Below are 18,634 nucleotides of genomic sequence, written 5' to 3'. Positions count from 1 at the left end.
TTGTTATAAACAGTCTGTAAGTTACTCATCGTATTACCATTTTTCTAGATAATTAATGATAATCTCTTATTGAGGGTGAGTAACTTACTCCTTTCACCTTATTTTCCAAATGCACCACGGGTTATTAAATGCAAGAAAGCACAATATGATAAGCCATACCAGAAAAATAAGGGACGAGTTAGTAATCATTAACATAATATCTTTTTCATCCTTAAGTTTGTTTTTTCAGTTTAAATAGCGATGAATGACCACACCATTGATGGTGTGATTTGGCTGGTGAATGACTTAAATCAATGTGATGTTAAGTGAATACCAAGTGACTGTTAAACGCACCACGTCATTGGCTTTTAAGAACAGACCTTTTTAAGAGTCGCTTACTTAAAACGTGAATTTAGACAGTGATTAATAGAGTGCCAGTGATTTCTGTTTAAAATCTTCTAAAAATTTAAACTATATGAACTAAAAGCCAAGGCGTTTAGAATGGAGCAGATGATACGAGCGGCAGGGGTTAATCCGTTCAAAATCACTAAAGAAGACTAAGTCGGCTTAGTTAGTGGTCAAAAGTACTGCAATGAGTGACATCTTGTGCTTTTTACTCGAATGAAAGGTGTTTAGTGTATTGAGACTTCTTAATTGCAGTTTTCTTAGGCATAAGATTATTATAATCAATATTAGCGATTAATTCGTGGTGTTAGTACCGTATGAGTTATCACTCTTTCGACATTTGGTAAATGATCAAAACTTTCTCTTATCGCATTGATGCGCTCCATTGACTCAGCTTCGACAAATACCATTAAATCCACATCCCCACTAATAGAGTGAGCCAGCTTTATTTCTGGGATTTCCATCAATGGTGTCATCAGTAAATCACAAGAGAGAGGTGAAAATGTCATCGCAAAATACGCGCTCACTTTCCCACGCCCTTCTATAGAAACTTTCGCATGATACCCAGTTATGATGCCACTTTCTTCTAGCCGCTTAATTCTTTCCGCGACGGCAGACCGAGATAAGTTAATCGAGCGGCTAACATCCGAGATAGATAAGCGCGCATCACCCACCAATAAAGCTACTATTTTTTGGTCATAACTGTCTAAATTCATTCCGCTTTTCCACATTTCATCAAAATCGCTTATTATAAAGTCAATATCACGGTGACTTCCGTCATATTGATACGCGCTATATGTCACAAAATACCTTATCTTTACTCCATCAGATTGACACAACAATGAGTACATAATCAACATGAGTGAATTTAAAAAAACACTGGGGCCATGGCAAGGCATTGCGATGACGATTACCACCTTTGTTGGTACAGGGCTAATGGCATTACCTGCTATGTCTGTTACTCAAGCAGGTGACTTTGCGTTTTATAGCTGGCTTATCACCGTCTTCATAATTATTCCTATTGCTCTTGTTTTTGCGCTACTGGGCTCACGCTTTCCTTCTGCAGGAGGCGCTTCTCATTATATTGGTCAGGCCTTCGGAGACAAAGCAGAAAAAGCGGTTGGATGGCTATTTATCAGCATATTGTTAGTAGGCCCTGGCGTTGCTATAAAAGTATGTGCTTACTATCTTGCAATTGTTTTTAATCTTTCTAACGAATGGATATTAACACTGAGTATTTTAACCATTCTAGGGCTATTTCTGTTTGGTATTATAGGTATTCAAACCTCGGCACGCATTCAATCACTGATTGTTGTCATTATGATAGTGGCCGTTGCTTCGCTCGCTTTTCAAGGGGATATTACTTCCGCTACGGCTAGCATCCTCACTCCACTCTCTATTCCTCAGTGGCAACAGGCATTGTCAGCAGTGAGCGTTGTTTTTTGGTGTTTCTTGGGTATTGAAGTTATGGCTCATATGGGAGCAGAGTTTAAGAACCCTGCTAAAGATTTTCCGATAGCAATGCTTGGGGGGATTACCATTGTAGTATTAACGTACCTAACACTCGTGTTACTCATCAGTTGGCATCATGCTTATGGATCAGAAATGCAAGACAGTCAATCCATTGCAATACTCGTTGAGAAAATTATGGGAGCGACGGCAAGTAAATGGTTTTCGGCGGGTGCATTTTTAATTTCATTTGCCAACACCGCCATATACATCCTAGGCTTTGGCCGCATGGTACAGGCATTATCAAACAAAAAGGCAATGCCACGCTATTTCCAAAAATTAAACGCATATGGGTCACCAGGTAGAGCGATTGCTCTCGTTTGTGGCATTTGTTTATTTTCTCTTATTGCAACGGAACTCTTAAACTTCAACCTATATTGGTTAATCGAAATGACCAACGGTACGTTCCTTTTAATTTATTCACTAGCAACCATTGCATCATGGAAACTTTTTAGCCAAAACCTGCGTATTTTGTCTTGTATATCAATGGTAGCGTGTACAGTCATCGCATATCAAATTGGCATAGGTATGCTATTTGCGACGGTCGCTTTAATAACCGCTTACGCTTGGGAGCATTTTCAATCAACTAAATCAAACACAGTATCTATTAATGCAAAAGTTTAGAGTACAATAGCCACGATAACCGTATCTAAAGTTGAATGTTTTAATAGGAGTTAATATGCCATTACTAGATAGTTTCCGCGTTGACCACACACGTATGCAAGCACCAGCGGTTCGTGTTGCTAAATCCATGTCTACTCCAAGTGGAGATCAAATTACTGTTTTTGATTTACGCTTTTGTATCCCTAATGAAGAAATTCTTTCAGAAAAAGGCATTCACACATTAGAGCATTTATTTGCAGGTTTTATGCGTGATCATTTGAATAGTGACTCAGTTGAAATCATCGACATCTCTCCAATGGGCTGCCGTACAGGTTTTTATATGAGCCTTATTGGTACACCAACAGAAAAAAAAGTCGCTGAGTCATGGAAATCAGCAATGGAGGATGTGTTAAACGTTGCCACTAAAGAAGACATTCCTGAACTGAATGAATACCAGTGCGGGACTTATGAGATGCATTCTTTAAATGAAGCAAAAGACATTGCTAAGAATATCTTAACGCGCGATGTCCAAGTCAACAGCAATGAAGAACTGTATTTAAGTGAAGAGTTTATTGCTGAACACAGCTAATATTCGGCTCTTGAGCTCAAGACCATATTAAGGCTGTGTTCCATCGTTAATGCGATGACACAGCCGACTGCATTTATACTTTTTACTAATCAGTGAATGATCGTATTTTCAGATGACTCAGTTGTAAACTTGATTTCTGGATGATTACTTTGTGCTAAACGAGTAACACAGGGCTGAATCATATCTTTCCAAAACTCGACTTCTTCTTTATTCATCATTTCTACTTTTTTCCAACCCGCTTCGGTACCAAAAAGACGCATAGGTGCCAACACTTCATCAATAAAATCTTTTTCAGCACCATAAGATACACCTGTTAATAATGACCCTCTCATAAACCCAACACACCACTCTTCGACTAATAATTCAGTACTGTCTTCATTGTCATATTCCATAAAGATAGGTTGGCATTGACCGCTAACAATGGTGTCCATCGTTTCAACATACATAACAAAAACAAGGTGCAAATATTCATCCTGTTCTTCTACGCTTTCCCAAGAAGGTTGATCCTCTTCAGCGCCCCAAATCGCAGGCAGCCACACTTCAGGGAGAAATGAATTGCTCGCACACGCTAACGAAGTAAAGAAACCATCCAGCTCAGATATACAAGTAATAGAGCGATCTGATCCAAAATTAGCTAAAAAGTAATCCAACCGATCGTATAAATCAGCCTCATTTAATTTGTTATTAGAATCTGACTTATCTTCCATACAGCACCTACTCAATACATCCAAGAACACATAGCGTTTTTTAGTTTCACAAATTACCGCAACTATAGCATGCATTTTTATTACAAAATAATGCCTTACTCTATTAACCTCTATTTATTATTTAACAACACATTCAAATATTATCTTGATTTTTCTAGTATCTTATATGGTTTATGGAGCTATTGTGCGGTACGCTGCCTAGTTATAGGTAAAGTGATAGACAGGTGCATTTTTCCATAATTCGAATGTGTTATGTAACACATAATAAAGACACATTATTTGCCGCTATAGATGTACATATGGTAACCGTAGTTAGTTTACTAGTATTGCCTAGTTACCACACTGCAAGACAGTGTTTCACTCAACACATATAAACAATACTCAATGACTCTGGAGCCACCCGAGCCATTCTAATTGTTTAAATGTAAGGTATAAGGACCCCATGAAAGTACCGAATCGAATTCAACCACTGATCGAAGATGGCTTAATAGATGAAGTCATCAGTCGATTGATGAGTGGCAAAGAAGCCACTGTTTATGTCGTGCGCTGTGGAGATAAAATACGTTGTGCCAAAGTCTATAAAGACGCTGCTCAACGTAGCTTTAAAAACGCAGTTCAATATCAAGAAGGACGCAAAGTTCGTAACAGTCGCCGATCAAGAGCAATGGAGAAAAACTCAAAATACGGGCGCGAGCAACAAGAAACGGCTTGGCATAATACCGAAGTAGATGCACTCAAAAAACTATCAGAAGCAGGAGTTCGAGTTCCTGAAACGTTTGGTTGTATTGACGGTGTTTTACTCATGGAATTAATTACTGACGAATCAGGTGACGTTGCACCACGATTAAATGATGTCAGTATGAGTAAAGAGCAAGCCATTGAAGATCACTTAGTAATGATGCATTACATTGTTCGCATGTTATGCACTGGTTTGATCCATGGTGATTTATCTGAGTTCAATGTTCTCGTTGATGAATATGGCCCCGTCATTATAGATCTACCTCAAGTCGTCGATGCAGCGGGTAACAACAATGCAGAATGGATGTTATCACGAGATGTCGATAAAATAACAGAATACTACGCTCGTTTTGCACCAGAACTAAGTAAAACAAAATACGCTAAAGAAATGTGGGCGCTTTACGAATCAGGAGAATTAACCCCTGACTCTCAATTAGAGGGGGTGTTTGTAGAGGACGATGCAGAAGCTAATGTCGACAGTGTATTAGCGGAAATTCAAGCCGCTATCGCTGAAGAAGAAGAAAGGTTAAAACGTATTCAAGTAGCCAACGAAGAAGACTAATTATCTAGCCTGCATATCTTTGAAATGACAACAACCTTTATTGAGTGTTCTAGTATTTAGCCGCTCAATAAAGGTTATTGCATTAGTCACATTTCATTGCCATTTGATTCTTTGCAGCACTAAAACTCGAAACACAAAAGGGTACCATATAATTCATCAACAAATGAATCCAAGATATCGAACCACCTTCAAACACCGTTGGCCCTTGATTTATTAAATTCAATACAGTCCCTACAACTAAGCAAATCTTAAAGGACGCGAGTAAATTCTTTTTTGCTGTGGCTACTTTTAAAAGCTCCACCCACTAGTCACCTATTTTAGTTTAGTTAGTTTGGTAATTTGTCATAACAGAATGCGTCATTTCAGTAACAGGCAACGCAGCAATTGATTGCCTAACAGTTTCAGCAATCAGCTGTTGATCCAATTTTGGTTCTGAATCCATTGGAGCGCCCTTTCGACCTGTAAAAAGAGGAACTAATTTACCCTCTTGCTCACTTAATTTAGATTCCCCTGAGCAATGACGACAAAATACGCTCTCCCCTTCATGATGGTCCTTATGTATTACCAAACTAAAGCCACAGGCATTACACGTTTCCAACGGAATACCATTACCACTGTGGCCCAATACCGCATTTAAGGCACCTTCACGTCCCAAACGAATAAAAACAAGACCTAAAGACTTATCAAACTGAGATCCTAAATTAGCTTCAATAATGCTTAACGCTTTTTCTAATGGCATACCAGCACGATACGGACGACTGCTGGTCATTGCATCGAACGCATCGCAAAGACCAACGATACGCGCCATTAAAGGAATGTCTTTTTCACTCAAACCTTGAGGGTAGCCTTTTCCGTCTGGACGTTCATGATGTAGCAGAACAGCGTCTTTAACAAAATCCGATAAGGGGTGGCCTCCTAACATTCTAAAGCCCATTTCTGGATGGGTTTTAATAATGCTGTATTCGTCATCCGTCAATCTATCCGCTTTATTTAGAATAGCATCAGGAATACCAATTTTACCTAAGTCATGTAAGAAACCACCTAAGCTGATTTGAGCCACACTGGCGTTGCTCTCACCGCATGCTTTTGCTAATAACTCAGAGTATTTCGAAACACGCCATAAATGCCCGCCTGTATAAGGATCCCTAGCTTCAACAAACCAAGCCATAGTGAGCAAACTCGCCAATAAGCTACTTAAATGAGCTTCAAATACTTCTTGATTAGACAAGTCCAATACTGGATCAAGGTTTGGCACCGTTCTCCCTGTCATTAATTGACCAACGCGATCAAAAAATCCCATATTTATCCCTTCAATTTAATTAAATATTTTTTCTACAAACATCCATATACTAGACTCAATATATCGAACCAACAATACTCAGACTATCGAATTCCTAAATTATTCCACGATTCATAACTTAATTTTTTTAAATTTCCCTACCGATAAGATTTTATACAAGCAGGTAACACGAAGGAACACACACGAGATAAATCAACACACGATTAAATTTGAATATAGAGAATGAATACCCAAAACGCTTAGGACAAACAAAACGGTTTCGGCTAAAAAAGTGGATTCGATCAAAAATGCAGTTTGAATTTCATTCTAAACAATCATAAGCATCCTTGCTTACTCTAGATATTGGTGACAACACTAATCAACAATCGCTAAATTTCCATAGGTTTCTAACCAAGATTTACGATCACCGGCACGTTTTTTCGATAAGAGCTTGTCTAACAATTCATCTGTATTTGGCACATCTTCCATCGTAAGTTGAATCAATCGTCTTGTATCAGGTGCCATTGTTGTTTCTCTAAGTTGAGAAGGATTCATCTCTCCTAGCCCCTTGAATCGCTGTACATTTGGTGTCGAACGCTTATGCTCCGCAGCAATTTTATTTAACGTGATCTCTTTTTCTTCATCATCAAGTGCATAATAGACTTCTTTAGCCACATCAATACGATATAAAGGCGGCATCGCAACATAAACATGACCAGCCTTCACAAGGTATGGAAAATGCTTCACAAACAGTGCACAGAGCAAAGTGGCGATATGCAATCCATCTGAGTCAGCATCCGCTAAGATGCACACCTTCCCATAACGCAAATTAGAGAGATCATCCACACCTGGGTCAATTCCTAATGCGACAGAGATATCGTGGATTTCTTGAGAGGCCAGCACTTCAGAAGAATCCACTTCCCATGAATTCAATATCTTTCCACGAAGAGGCATGATGGCTTGAAATTCTTTGTCTCTCGCCTGCTTCGCTGATCCTCCAGCGGAATCCCCTTCTACTAGAAACAGCTCACTTCGTGCCGTATCTTGCCCGGAGCAATCCGCTAATTTTCCTGGCAATGCTGGTCCTTGTGTGATTTTTTTACGCACGACTTTTTTGCTGGCCCGCATGCGTTTTTGGGCACTGTTAATAACAATATCTGCAATTTTTTGCCCATCTTCAACATGCTTGTTTAACCAAAGGCTAAATGCGTCTTTTACAGTGGCTGAAATAAATGCCACTATTTGACGAGAAGACAATCGCTCTTTAGTTTGGCCTGAGAATTGTGGTTCTTGAATTTTTGCAGATAATACATAACTGCATCGATCCCACACATCTTCTGCGGTCAACTTCACCCCTCTAGGCAACAAGTTACGAAAATCACAAAACTCTTTAATCGCTTCAAGCAAACCAGTACGCAAACCGTTAACATGAGTACCACCTTGCGCCGTTGGAATCAAATTGACATAACTTTCTGTAATCAGGTCCCCACCTTCAGGTAACCATTGCACAGCCCAATCCACACCTTGAGTTGTTTCAATGACTCCGCCGATAAATGGCTTATCTGGTAACAGCTCAAATCCAGCATTCGCCTGCGCTAGATAATCTTTCAAGCCATCTTGGAAAAACCACTCTTCTGTTTCAACAGAACTGCCACTTTGATCAACAAAAACAACATGCAATCCAGGGCATAAAACAGCTTTAGCTTTCAGTAAGTGCTTTAAACGAGAAATCGAAAATTTACTAGAATCAAAATATTTAGGATCGGCTTTAAACTGAACTTTAGTACCCGTATTTTTCTTTCCTACTGCACCGACTTCTGCCAAGTCAGAGGTTTTACACCCATCAGCAAAGGCAATATGATGCAGTTTCGAATCGCGCTTTACCCAAACATCTAATTGAGTAGACAAAGCATTTACTACCGAAACACCTACACCATGAAGACCACCTGAGAACTGATAATTGTCTCCAGAAAACTTACCACCAGCGTGTAACTTGGTTAAGATGAGTTCAACACCCGAGATACCTTCTTCGACATGAATGTCTACCGGCATACCACGACCATTATCTTCAACACTTAAAGAACCGTCTTTGTATAAAATTATTTCAATTCGATCCGCGTGCCCTGCAAGCGCTTCATCAACCGAGTTGTCAATGACCTCTTGGGCTAAATGGTTTGGACGCGTTGTATCTGTGTACATTCCCGGTCGCTTTTGTACGGGTTCTAATCCACTTAGTACTTCAATAGAAGCCGCATTATAGTTTTTAACAGACATGGCACTCTTCTTAGAATCAATAAAATAATAAAATCCGTTCAACACTCAACAATGAGTCATTTACAGTAAGTTTGCAAACGTCAGTATATCATCAATATGACGTTCAAAATGAACAAAGCTATGATTCCCTAATGGCTCTTGCGTTAAACGCACGTTTGGGTATTTTTTTAAAGCCTTTCGATAATCCAACACTTCATCACCCTCTTGTAACATTAACCAATATCGCTCCGGCGTCATCATAGGGGTATCCAATGAACGTAACTGAAGCATATGCTCTTGTGTTAAAACATACTCTTCATTTGTGTATGGGTTAGTCTGTTCTCCGAGGTAATTCACCAACAACGTATGTGCAGAAACGGCTGGGTTAACCATCACAGCATTAATTGAATATTTTTCAGATAAGTAACCCGCATAAAATCCACCTAATGAGCTACCAATCAATGTAATGCCTTCTGAAAGATGCTGCTCAATCAGTGTACTTGCCTGCGCAATGGCTTTGTTTGGCTCCCACGATAATCTAGGCATTAGATAGCAATCTGTGAGTGACATTGACTCAAGCGTCTTATGTATACAATTGGATTTAAAAGAATGTTCAGAGCTGTTGAAACCATGAAGATACATTAAATAAGGCATGTTTATTCCAGTAGAATAAAAAGTTACGCGTATTGAAAATCAAATGAATTAATACGTCGATGACCATGCTTCAAACAAAGTTCAAGCAAATCCGCCAACTGCTGATTCAACCTAAATTTTTCATCCTTATGCAACATGGCATCATTTGGATAAGGGTAACTGCCTTTAAATTGACGATGCCCATCGGTAATTTCAGCCAGACCCACATCATGATAAAGCCGAACAGTCATATTCACTTTAGAATCAAACAAAAGTTCTGTATCGCTAATATGCCCAAATTCAAGCTTTAGCTCGGTCGTGTATTGGCTTTCTTTTCCTAAAAGCAAAGTCAATCGGCTCTCTTGACCTCCCACCGTATGCACCTCAAATACCCACTCAGATTGCTCCTCCTGAGTGCGCATTAGTTTACCAACTCGACGATAATTTAATTCGCCAAGCAACTGTAAACTGCTTAAATCAGGTACATAATTCTGTTGCATTCAGTTACTCTCTTCTTCTGTCTCTTATTAGAAACAAGGCATCTAATTTTACTAATACAGTATAACGCTAAGCAAGCCACCTTGCTCGAAGATCTTTTTTATTTAACGCCAACCACTGTAGCCCCATGATTGTACTTGCATTATCAATGTTGGTTTTCAAAAGAGCAATAGCATCATCTGCACGATACAGATGCAACCGGATGTCCTCATTCTCACCTTCAAGACCATAGGATTTTGCTAAATTCACTTTTGTTGAATCGAATTCACCCACATACATTTTTAAATATTCGACTAAGCCACCCGGTGAAGGAACAAAATTCAGCATCCATTCCAATCGTTCAACTTCAACACCTGCCTCTTCCAAAGACTCTCGACGCGCGACCTCTTCATTTGATTCACCTTCCTCAACCATCCCAGCTACTAGCTCTAACAGCCAAGGGGAAGCGTGCTTTACAGCGCATGCTCTAAACTGCTCAATTAAAAGCACTTTATCTTCAATCGGATCGTATAAAAGAACACAAACAGCATCCCCCCTTATCATCATCTCTCTTTCAATTGCACCACTCCAACCACCGTTAAATAATCTATGTTTTAACGTGACTTTTTTCATTTTAAAAAAGCCATTATATAGAGATTCTTCTTTAATAATTTCAACATCTGAATGATCATATTTGGGCATGAACTCAGAAGGGTTACCTTCAATAGATTTAGACATTATTCATCCTTATGGTCTTTTTTATTTTCATCTTTTTTAGACCAAGATGCAGGAGGTCTATACGCAGCATCAGGATCTATCTCATCATCATGAGAAATTTCGTCATTTGCTCGATCAGTGTGATTCTCTTGCTTATCGAGATCCATTGCTTCTGGCGGCTTTTCTTCATCTAAAATCATTGCATTAGGCGGTGGTGCTTTAAAAAATCGATCGTCGTCAAAAGTAACCACCCAATGTGGGTGTAAAATACTAAATCCTGAAATAAACATACCGTTAATAACGGCTTCCGGGATAATAAACAAAGGCAAAAATGCAATGTACTCCCATGTTTCACGACCAAATTCAAACCGACCACCCAGTAAAAGCAGCCCAACGGCACAGGCACTTACCGCTAGACAGCCAATCAAACACCCAACAAACCCCGTTCCCATAATAAAAATAAAAGGGTTATTAGAATGAAAGCTTTCTATAAATCGGTGCCAACGCCAAGTAATCCAAATAGGCAAAGCACCACTTAATAAAAAGTTTAATGAAAAACTCTCTAGATTATCCAAGCCTGAAAATAAAAAACCCAGTTGAGCAAAAAGCGCTACGACCAAAGCCAGCCCCCAGCCAAACATCAGCGTAATGGTCGTTATTCCTAAAAAATGAATCGCAACGCCAAGACTTAAATCAATAGTAATACGCCAGAGACATAAAAGGAGGACACAAGCCGCTAAAAATCGATGCTGTAAACTCGGATTATCTAAAAGTGCTTTCCACGGCTTCTCTCTCCATAAAATCAATGCACAAACAAAGAACAGCCAATTTGCAAACCAAAGAAGGCCTAAAGGAAAAAGCTGATTATCTAAACTCATAGTGGGCCTATGCCATCGTAAAAAATGAAAATAACGTCGAAAACCATTAAAAATTTGTTAATATCTACATTAGGCGAGCTATCAAAACCAGCACATCAACTTCTGGGAAGTTGGCTCTTAATATACTGCAATAGAAGGCCTTTTATGTCCGATCAACGATGCGGTTGGTGCCTAAGCACGCCAAAGTACATTGCTTACCACGATAACGAATGGGGTAAACCCGTATTCGACGATCGAACTCTATTTGAGTTTATTGTACTAGAAAGTGCCCAAGCGGGTCTTAGTTGGATTACAATTTTAAATAAAAGAGAAGGATACGCTGCCGCTTTTCACAATTTTGACCCAACAAAAGTCAGTCAAATGACAGAAAAAGACATAGAGCGACTGGTTCAAGATACCAACATAATCAGAAACAAATTAAAAATAAAAGCAACGATCACAAATGCTCAAGCATTTCTCAAAATTGCCGATGAATTTGGTAGCTTCAGCACATATTACTGGCAACACACTCAAGGAAAGCCAATTGTAAACAATTATCATACGTTAGCAGAGGTACCAGCTGTCACAGATTTAGCCACGTCAATATCAAAAGATATGAAAAAAAGAGGCTTTAAATTCTTCGGACCCACTATTTGCTACGCCTACATGCAGGCAACTGGAATGGTAAATGATCATTTGATCGGGTGTATTTCCAGAACCGAAATCACTTAAGTTTAATCATTGATATCAGGCTTTTAAATCATGATTCAAGAGCAACATTTACATATCAGTTAAAGAAGATAGATCCTCTCAAAAAATCAAACGCCCAAAATAATCTGGTTAACGGGCTTATTGCAGGCAGGAAAATCAATCATCACCAATGAGTTAGACAAAACATTATTTGATAACAATATGCATTCCTACATTCTTGACAGGAACAACATACGCTCTAGTCTTAGCAATAATTTAGCCTTTACTGACGCTGATCGTATCGAAAACATTAGGCGTATTGCAGAAGTATCTAAACTTTTTTTATGATTAATATCGTTAGAGTACTACTATGTTTATTTAAACATCACAATTGCGCGTCGAAAAACACCAATAGCCAACAATTTAGGTAGTAATATGTTCGATAATAAAACAATTTTAATCACCGGTGGTACCGGCTCATTCGGCAAAAAGTACGTAAAAACGTTGCTTGAACGCTATAACCCTAAAAAGATAATTATTTTTTCTCGTGATGAACTCAAACAATTTGAAATGCAACAAGAGTTCAATCAGCCTTGTATGCGCTATTTTATTGGCGATGTACGTGATAAAGATCGTTTACGCCGCGCAATGAGAGGGGTTAATTACGTCATTCATGCCGCTGCGCTTAAGCAAGTACCTGCCGCAGAATACAACCCGATGGAATGCATCAAAACGAATATCAATGGCGCTGAAAATGTTATTGATGCCGCGCTTGATAACGACGTTGAAAAGGTCATTGCATTATCTACAGACAAAGCAGCCAATCCTATTAATTTATACGGCGCAACTAAATTAGCATCAGATAAATTATTTGTCGCGGCGAATAACATTGCAGGCGGTAACCGTACAACATTTTCAGTAGTACGCTATGGCAATGTTGTATGTTCACGAGGTTCAGTCGTACCCATTTTTCAAAAAATTATTGATGAAGGTCGTGATCATATTCCGATCACTCACGATGAAATGACACGTTTTTGGATAAATTTACAGCAAGGTGTGGATTTTGTTTTAACAAATTTTGAACGTATGTTAGGTGGTGAAATTTTTGTACCTAAAATACCCTCTATACGCATCACTGATTTAGCAAAAGCAATGGCTCCTGATTTGCCATTAAAAATCATAGGCATTCGTCCGGGTGAAAAGTTACATGAAATCATGTGTCCCGCTGATTTGTGCTTTGAAACCTATGAATATGAAGATCACTTTCTTATAGCACCGGGAATAAAGTTCAGTAGCCGCAGCAACGATTTTACGATTAATGCTTTGGGCGAAAGAGGAGCAAAAGTAAAACAAGGTTTTGAGTACAGCTCTCTACACAACCCTCACTATATGACTGTTGATGAAATCAAAGACTTCAATACACAAGCATTAATTTAAAGTAGAACGTAACCCATGATCCCTTACGGAAAACAATCTATTAGCCAAGAAGACATTGATGCTGTCGTTGACGTATTGCAGTCAGATTGGCTTACTCAAGGCCCGAAAGTACCCGTTTTCGAAGAAGCAATTGCAGAGTATTGCACTGCTAATTATTCGATCGCAGTTAACAGTGCGACTTCAGCGTTACACATCGCCTGTTTGGCATTGGGTGTAGGTAAAGGCGATTTAGTATGGACATCGCCGATTTCATTTGTTGCATCTGCTAACTGTGCATTGTATTGCGGTGCTCGTGTTGATTTTGTTGATATAGATTTAGCAACTGGAAATATGTCAGTTAACGAACTTGAAAGGAAACTGATAGTAGCCGAACAAGAAAACCGATTACCTAAAGCGGTAATCCCTGTTCACTTGGCAGGTCAATCTTGCGATATGCAAAGCATTCATAAGCTTGCAAAAAAATACGGTTTTAAAATCATTGAAGATGCTTCCCATGCCATTGGCGCAGAATATCGCAACAATAAAGTAGGTTGTTGTGAGTTTTCAGACATCACGGTGTTTAGCTTCCACCCTGTAAAAATCATTACTAGCGCTGAAGGTGGGATGGCAGTCACTAATGACTCAGCGTTAAACGCCACAATGAAAAGACTACGTAGTCACGGAATAACCAACAATCCTGAAGAAATGACTGAACCAAGTCACGGCCCTTGGTACTATCAGCAAATTGAGCTTGGTTTTAACTATAGAATGACTGATTTACAAGCTGCACTGGGGCTAAGCCAGTTAAGCAAAGTGGATGAGTTTGTTGCAGATAGAAACGAACTTGCTCTTAAATATGCAGACTCTTTTGGAAGTAAACCTTTATCTCATTTAACTCAGCTTACTGAATGCTATTCAAGCTATCATTTATATATATTAAGACTTGATGATACTCATGAGCACCTTCACAAACATGTGATTGAAGAGCTAAGAAGAAATGGAATTGCTAGTCACTTACATTACATACCAATACATATTCAACCATACTATAAACAAATGGGGTTTGAAGAGAACGATTTTCCAAATGCGATAAAGTACTACCAGACAGCATTTACCATTCCTCTTCATCCACAGTTATCCTCTCCTCAACAAAATTTTATTACTGATGAAATCGGAAAGTTACTGTGAAATTAGCATTAGGCACCGTTCAGTTTGGAGTGGATTATGGAGTAAGTAATACTCAGGGTAAGCCAAGCACTCAAGAAGTTCATAACATTTTACAGCTGGCCGCCGAAAAGCAAATAGTTACTTTAGACTCAGCAATTGGATATGGAGATAGCCACAGTGCCATCTCCTCATTTAATGAGCTTCACAATTATTTCTCGATCATAACCAAAATACCACCATTCCAAGCAAAACAGTTTGACTCGCATTCTCAACAACAATACGTTGAGTATATTGATCAATGCTTTTCAGAACTAAAGTGCAGTCATTTAAATGCTATTTTATTTCACCAAGTAGCGGACATATTCAAACCCGGAGTAGAACCAATACTCAATTATCTTGAACAATTAAAAGCGAAACACAACATTACCCATACAGGCGTTTCATTATACTCAGGAGTCAATATTACTGAGTTAGTTCAGCATCCTTCTATAAATTTAGTACAAATCCCATTTAATGCTTTTGATAACTACTTTAAAAAAAACAACGCGCTTACATGCTTCAAAGACAACAATATTACAGTCCATGCACGTTCAGTTTTTTTACAAGGCTTACTATTAATGCCGATAGATAAACTCAATGATTACTTTTTACCTTGGCGTAAATACTTAAAGCAATTCCACTTAATAGCAAAACAATTAAACGTCTCTGCATTAACTTTATGTTTAGCCTATGTTGAAAAAGAGCCATCTATTGATCGTATTGTCGTTGGAGTAAATAGTGAGTGTGAATTAACTGAAATATTCAACGCATACGAAACAATTAATACTTTAAATTTATTAGAACTCCCCTCTCTTGCCATTGATGCCCCTCAATTAACCAACCCAGCATTATGGAAGCCATAACTTACTCAAGAAATCATCAAAAATGCCGATGACAAAATAGAGTGCTAAAAGAGATAGTCTATATGATGAACAACGGTAATCAAAAACTAAAGCTTGCTTTTATAGGAGGTGGGAACAATTCAGCCGTTGGCTATGTTCACTTCGCCGCAAGCCAACTGGATAATAAATTTATTGTTGTCGCAGGCGCATTCTCCCGAACCCTTGAAGAAAATATGTCTACGGCAGCTAGATGGGGAGTAGATGCACACCATGTTTATAATGATTGGCGACAACTCATTGAATCTGAAAAAGAAAATGTTGATGCCTTTGTGATACTAACACCAACCCCTCATCATTTAGAAGTTATTGAAGCACTATTGAATTCTGATATACCAATAATTTGTGAAAAGGCATTAGTTACTGGTCCAAGCGAAATTAACAAAATTGCGGCCAACTACAATAAAGCAAAACACTTTCTTGCAGTAACTTACAATTACAGCGGTTATGCTATGGTTAGAGAATTAAAGCATTTAATTAAAAAAAATGTTTTGGGTACAATACAAAAAATTCATTTAGAAATGCCGCAAGAAGGCTTTCGCCGCCCACCGGATATTGCAGGTAAACCGTCAACGCCACAGGCATGGAGACTGCAAGATTTTGAAGTGCCAACTATTTGTTTAGATCTAGGTGTTCACTTACATCACCTTTCAACATACTTGTTAGAAATAGAGCCTATAGAAACAATTGCACAATTCACCAATCACTCACAATATCCAAACTTGATTGATGATGCATTTATGCTTCTTAACTACCCTAATAATATAAAGGGTAGTATGTGGATGTCTAAAACAGCGATAGGACATCGCAATGGCTTAAAAGTGAGAGTATACGGAGATAAAGGTAGTGCCTACTGGATTCAACTAAATCCAGATGAACTTGAATTAAATTACAATGATGGTCGCAGAGAAATAATTGATCGTGCAGGTCAATGTGAATATGCGAATCAATTCAGATACAATCGAATGAAACCAGGACATCCAACAGGTTTTGTTGAAGCTTTTTCAAATTTATACACTGATATTCATAGCGAACTCGTACATTTTTTAAATCATTCTACAAATGACAGTAATTACGTATTTGGTTTAGAGCAGGCTAAAGACTGTTTAAATTTATTTAAAGCAGCTCAGAAATCTGTTGAATTACAACGCTGGGTAAAGCTAGATGAATTATCAGGTTCGGAATAACAACATGTATAATAATCAAATTGCAATTTATGGTGCTGGTGGTAACGGCCAGAAAGTTTATCATGCTCTTTTAGAGCATGGTGTCGAAGTTGCATTTTTTATTGACCTATATTCTCCAGAAAATCATTATCAAGGTTGCCCAATCTACCGACCAGATAATATCTTAGATACCACAGTCACAGTGTTAGTATCAGTGGCATGTACTAGTGAACAGATAAAACAAGAACTGATATTGTTAGGTGTCAGTGAGTGCCTTAACATGAACGAAATAATCTTTCGTTACCCATATGTATTAGAGCGCTTTATTCCTAAAGCTCATCAAGAAGCATTAGTAGCAAGCACTAATGAAGACAGTAAAAATTTAGCATGGCTTGAGTCTATTTTAGATGACGACGCAAGTAAACGCTGCCTCAAAGCAATAATTGATTTTCGCAGCTCCCCATCAAGTCAATATTACGTTGAGAATGATTGGTTAGCACAATACTTTCCGCCTTGGTTACTGGATTTGCCTTTATGGAAAGAAGGAATTAGTTTTGTTGATTGTGGATCATACATTGGAGATACATTAGATAGCGCAATATCAATACTGTCTCAAACTGAAATCAAATTGAACACTATGATTTGCTTCGAACCGGACCCGAAAAACTTTTCTTGCTTAAAAGAGAAGGCAAAAAAGTATAAACATGAAGGAGTATCTACTTTTTTATATCCATGTGGAGTCTGGAAAGAAAATACGATTCTAAATTTCTCTGCAGGGGAGTCTCAAGGAAAGTTCACTGACAAGAATACAAATGAAAATACCAGTAATTTATTACCCGTAGTTTCATTAGATCACGTATGTGCTGGCACAACGGTGAACTTTATAAAAATGGATATTGAAGGGGCCGAGCCGCAAGCCATCGAAGGGGCAAAGCAACTAATAATAGAACAAACACCATTACTCGCAATTTCTGTGTACCATGAGACATCCCATTTATGGCAAATAGCGCAGATGATACACAGTTACAACAATAATTATACGTTCAAACTACATTGCCACGGAGACTTCGGTCTAGAGATCATTTTATACGCAATCCCGAAGAAATAACCTAATTAAACTGCAAATAAAACTGTTTCACTATAGCCTTGGGTATAATGCCTTAAATAAAACGTATAGTCAGGGCAAAGTTGTTTTAATAAGTTTGGGATAACCGTTAAATGCTCTGCTCGATGATAAACGCTGACCGCTAATTTAGGTCGATGCGTTTTAATAACTTCAGCCATTCCATGAAGCACGTCAAGCTCAACACCTTCTACGTCCATTTTCACATACATAGGAATGATATCATTCTCAGTGCAAAATTGATCAAGACTAACTTGTTGAACAGATACTGTATTTTCACCTGAATTCAAGTCCGAAGTGCGACACTTTTCACTTCAAGCAACTAAGCACATATTTTTAAAAATTACGGCTGGTTGCTTGAACCCTAAACACTTCCTTGGACGATTGTTTATTCGTCTCATCGCGAAGTCTATTCTCTCTTCTGTAACACTTCTTAAATCAGTACCTTTGGGCACATATTGCCTCAGAAGGCCGTTGCTATTTTCATTCGCTCCACGCTCCCAAGAGCTATATGGATGAGCAAAATACACTTTCGTATCTAATGCTTCCGCTATCTCAGCGTGATAGGCAAACTCTCGACCATTATCCGCTGTAATCGTGTGTACATGATTTTTAAAAGGCATCAATAGCTCTATAGTCGCTTGAGTCACATCTTTAGCTGATTTCGAATCCACTTTCTTTATCAGATAAAAACGCGTCTTTCGTAAGCGTACGGCAAACCACACCTTGTTTCTATCTTAGAGCTTAATATTCCAAGGCAGCAGGTCTTCTAGGCTGTCCTCTGTATTGCGCTTCGGAAGTTCTTCAAATAATTTCACTAGATATT

Annotated in this window: 20 protein-coding genes and 1 pseudogene; 10 read left to right on the top strand and 11 right to left on the bottom strand. The window is 38.5% G+C overall.

Features of this window, described 5'->3' with window-relative positions:
- Window positions 1–671: 671 nt before the first annotated feature.
- The gene (locus ACMUMJ_RS16155) at window positions 672–1,187 is read right to left on the bottom strand and encodes an Lrp/AsnC family transcriptional regulator (protein ID WP_414679879.1); all 516 of its coding nucleotides are present in this window, start codon (window positions 1,185–1,187) and stop codon (window positions 672–674) included.
- A 55-nt stretch (window positions 1,188–1,242) separates the two neighbouring features.
- Here ACMUMJ_RS16155 and yjeH point away from each other — a divergent pair, with 55 nt between their 5' ends.
- Entirely contained in the window at window positions 1,243–2,517 is a 1,275-nt protein-coding gene (gene yjeH, locus ACMUMJ_RS16150; RefSeq protein ID WP_414679878.1) for an L-methionine/branched-chain amino acid transporter, read from the top strand.
- Between the two features lie 55 nt (window positions 2,518–2,572).
- The gene (luxS, locus tag ACMUMJ_RS16145) at window positions 2,573–3,085 is read left to right on the top strand and encodes an S-ribosylhomocysteine lyase (RefSeq protein WP_414679877.1); all 513 of its coding nucleotides are present in this window, start codon (window positions 2,573–2,575) and stop codon (window positions 3,083–3,085) included.
- 89 nt (window positions 3,086–3,174) lie between these two features.
- On the opposite strand, the gene ACMUMJ_RS16140 is transcribed toward luxS, so the two are convergent.
- On the bottom strand, window positions 3,175–3,792 hold the full coding sequence (locus ACMUMJ_RS16140) for a UPF0149 family protein (RefSeq protein WP_414679876.1): 618 nt from the start codon (window positions 3,790–3,792) through the stop codon (window positions 3,175–3,177).
- A gap of 442 nt (window positions 3,793–4,234) precedes the next feature.
- On the opposite strand from ACMUMJ_RS16140, the gene ACMUMJ_RS16135 reads away from it, so the two are divergent.
- On the top strand, window positions 4,235–5,092 hold the full coding sequence (locus ACMUMJ_RS16135) for a PA4780 family RIO1-like protein kinase (protein WP_414679875.1): 858 nt from the start codon (window positions 4,235–4,237) through the stop codon (window positions 5,090–5,092).
- Window positions 5,093–5,174: 82 nt separating this feature from the next.
- Here the strand turns inward: ACMUMJ_RS16135 and nrtS are convergent, their stop codons facing one another.
- The 7 genes from nrtS to ACMUMJ_RS16100 all read right to left on the bottom strand — a co-directional run bounded on the left by nrtS (window position 5,175) and on the right by ACMUMJ_RS16100 (window position 11,329).
- Window positions 5,175–5,393, bottom strand: coding sequence for a nitrate/nitrite transporter NrtS (gene nrtS / locus ACMUMJ_RS16130; RefSeq protein ID WP_414679874.1), 219 nt, complete (start codon window positions 5,391–5,393; stop codon window positions 5,175–5,177).
- A 21-nt stretch (window positions 5,394–5,414) separates the two neighbouring features.
- The gene (locus tag ACMUMJ_RS16125) at window positions 5,415–6,392 is read right to left on the bottom strand and encodes an HD-GYP domain-containing protein (protein ID WP_414679873.1); all 978 of its coding nucleotides are present in this window, start codon (window positions 6,390–6,392) and stop codon (window positions 5,415–5,417) included.
- A 354-nt stretch (window positions 6,393–6,746) separates the two neighbouring features.
- A complete protein-coding gene (parE, locus tag ACMUMJ_RS16120; RefSeq protein WP_414679872.1) occupies window positions 6,747–8,645 on the bottom strand; it encodes a DNA topoisomerase IV subunit B in 1,899 nt (632 codons plus the stop codon).
- A 60-nt stretch (window positions 8,646–8,705) separates the two neighbouring features.
- Window positions 8,706–9,266 (bottom strand): YqiA/YcfP family alpha/beta fold hydrolase, encoded by a 561-nt coding sequence (locus ACMUMJ_RS16115; protein ID WP_414679881.1) that lies wholly within the window; start codon window positions 9,264–9,266, stop codon window positions 8,706–8,708.
- Window positions 9,267–9,301: 35 nt separating this feature from the next.
- The gene (locus ACMUMJ_RS16110; RefSeq protein ID WP_414679871.1) at window positions 9,302–9,757 is read right to left on the bottom strand and encodes a DUF1249 domain-containing protein; all 456 of its coding nucleotides are present in this window, start codon (window positions 9,755–9,757) and stop codon (window positions 9,302–9,304) included.
- Window positions 9,758–9,824: 67 nt separating this feature from the next.
- Window positions 9,825–10,472, bottom strand: a complete 648-nt coding sequence (locus ACMUMJ_RS16105; protein WP_414679870.1) for an NUDIX domain-containing protein — start codon at window positions 10,470–10,472, stop codon at window positions 9,825–9,827.
- Window positions 10,472–11,329: an energy-coupling factor ABC transporter permease gene (locus ACMUMJ_RS16100; RefSeq protein WP_414679869.1), complete on the bottom strand. Its 858-nt coding sequence runs from the start codon at window positions 11,327–11,329 to the stop codon at window positions 10,472–10,474. The genes ACMUMJ_RS16105 and ACMUMJ_RS16100 overlap by 1 nt, the downstream gene beginning before the upstream one ends.
- Before the next feature lie 144 nt (window positions 11,330–11,473).
- On the opposite strand from ACMUMJ_RS16100, the gene ACMUMJ_RS16095 reads away from it, so the two are divergent.
- The 7 genes from ACMUMJ_RS16095 (at window position 11,474) to ACMUMJ_RS16065 (ending at window position 17,793) form a co-directional block, all read left to right on the top strand.
- On the top strand, window positions 11,474–12,040 hold the full coding sequence (locus ACMUMJ_RS16095; RefSeq protein ID WP_414679868.1) for a DNA-3-methyladenine glycosylase I: 567 nt from the start codon (window positions 11,474–11,476) through the stop codon (window positions 12,038–12,040).
- 72 nt (window positions 12,041–12,112) lie between these two features.
- Window positions 12,113–12,346 carry an adenylyl-sulfate kinase gene (locus ACMUMJ_RS16090; protein WP_414679880.1) on the top strand — a complete coding sequence of 78 codons (234 nt, stop codon included), beginning with the start codon at window positions 12,113–12,115 and terminating at the stop codon, window positions 12,344–12,346.
- 87 nt (window positions 12,347–12,433) lie between these two features.
- Window positions 12,434–13,435, top strand: coding sequence for a UDP-N-acetylglucosamine 4,6-dehydratase (inverting) (gene pseB, locus ACMUMJ_RS16085; RefSeq protein ID WP_414679867.1), 1,002 nt, complete (start codon window positions 12,434–12,436; stop codon window positions 13,433–13,435).
- Window positions 13,436–13,450: 15 nt separating this feature from the next.
- Window positions 13,451–14,602, top strand: a complete 1,152-nt coding sequence (gene pseC, locus ACMUMJ_RS16080) for a UDP-4-amino-4,6-dideoxy-N-acetyl-beta-L-altrosamine transaminase (RefSeq protein ID WP_414679866.1) — start codon at window positions 13,451–13,453, stop codon at window positions 14,600–14,602.
- Complete coding sequence (locus ACMUMJ_RS16075; RefSeq protein ID WP_414679865.1) at window positions 14,599–15,483, top strand: aldo/keto reductase; 885 nt, start codon at window positions 14,599–14,601, stop codon at window positions 15,481–15,483. Before pseC ends, ACMUMJ_RS16075 begins: the two co-directional genes overlap by 4 nt.
- 62 nt (window positions 15,484–15,545) lie before the next feature.
- Window positions 15,546–16,706 (top strand): Gfo/Idh/MocA family protein, encoded by a 1,161-nt coding sequence (locus tag ACMUMJ_RS16070; protein ID WP_414679864.1) that lies wholly within the window; start codon window positions 15,546–15,548, stop codon window positions 16,704–16,706.
- Between the two features lie 4 nt (window positions 16,707–16,710).
- Entirely contained in the window at window positions 16,711–17,793 is a 1,083-nt protein-coding gene (locus ACMUMJ_RS16065; RefSeq protein WP_414679863.1) for an FkbM family methyltransferase, read from the top strand.
- Between the two features lie 5 nt (window positions 17,794–17,798).
- On the opposite strand, the gene ACMUMJ_RS16060 is transcribed toward ACMUMJ_RS16065, so the two are convergent.
- Together ACMUMJ_RS16060 and ACMUMJ_RS16055 are read right to left on the bottom strand one after the other, a co-directional pair.
- Entirely contained in the window at window positions 17,799–18,098 is a 300-nt protein-coding gene (locus tag ACMUMJ_RS16060) for an FkbM family methyltransferase (protein ID WP_414679862.1), read from the bottom strand.
- 24 nt (window positions 18,099–18,122) lie between these two features.
- Window positions 18,123–18,512, bottom strand: a pseudogene (locus ACMUMJ_RS16055) (IS30 family transposase); the annotation flags it as partial.
- Window positions 18,513–18,634: the final 122 nt, after the last annotated feature.

Origin of the sequence: Marinomonas phycocola, from assembly GCF_047525455.1 — a bacterium.
GTDB lineage: Bacteria > Pseudomonadota > Gammaproteobacteria > Pseudomonadales > Marinomonadaceae > Marinomonas.
The sequence above is the reverse complement of the archived record's forward strand: the minus strand, read 5'-3'. Positions and strand labels throughout refer to the sequence as shown.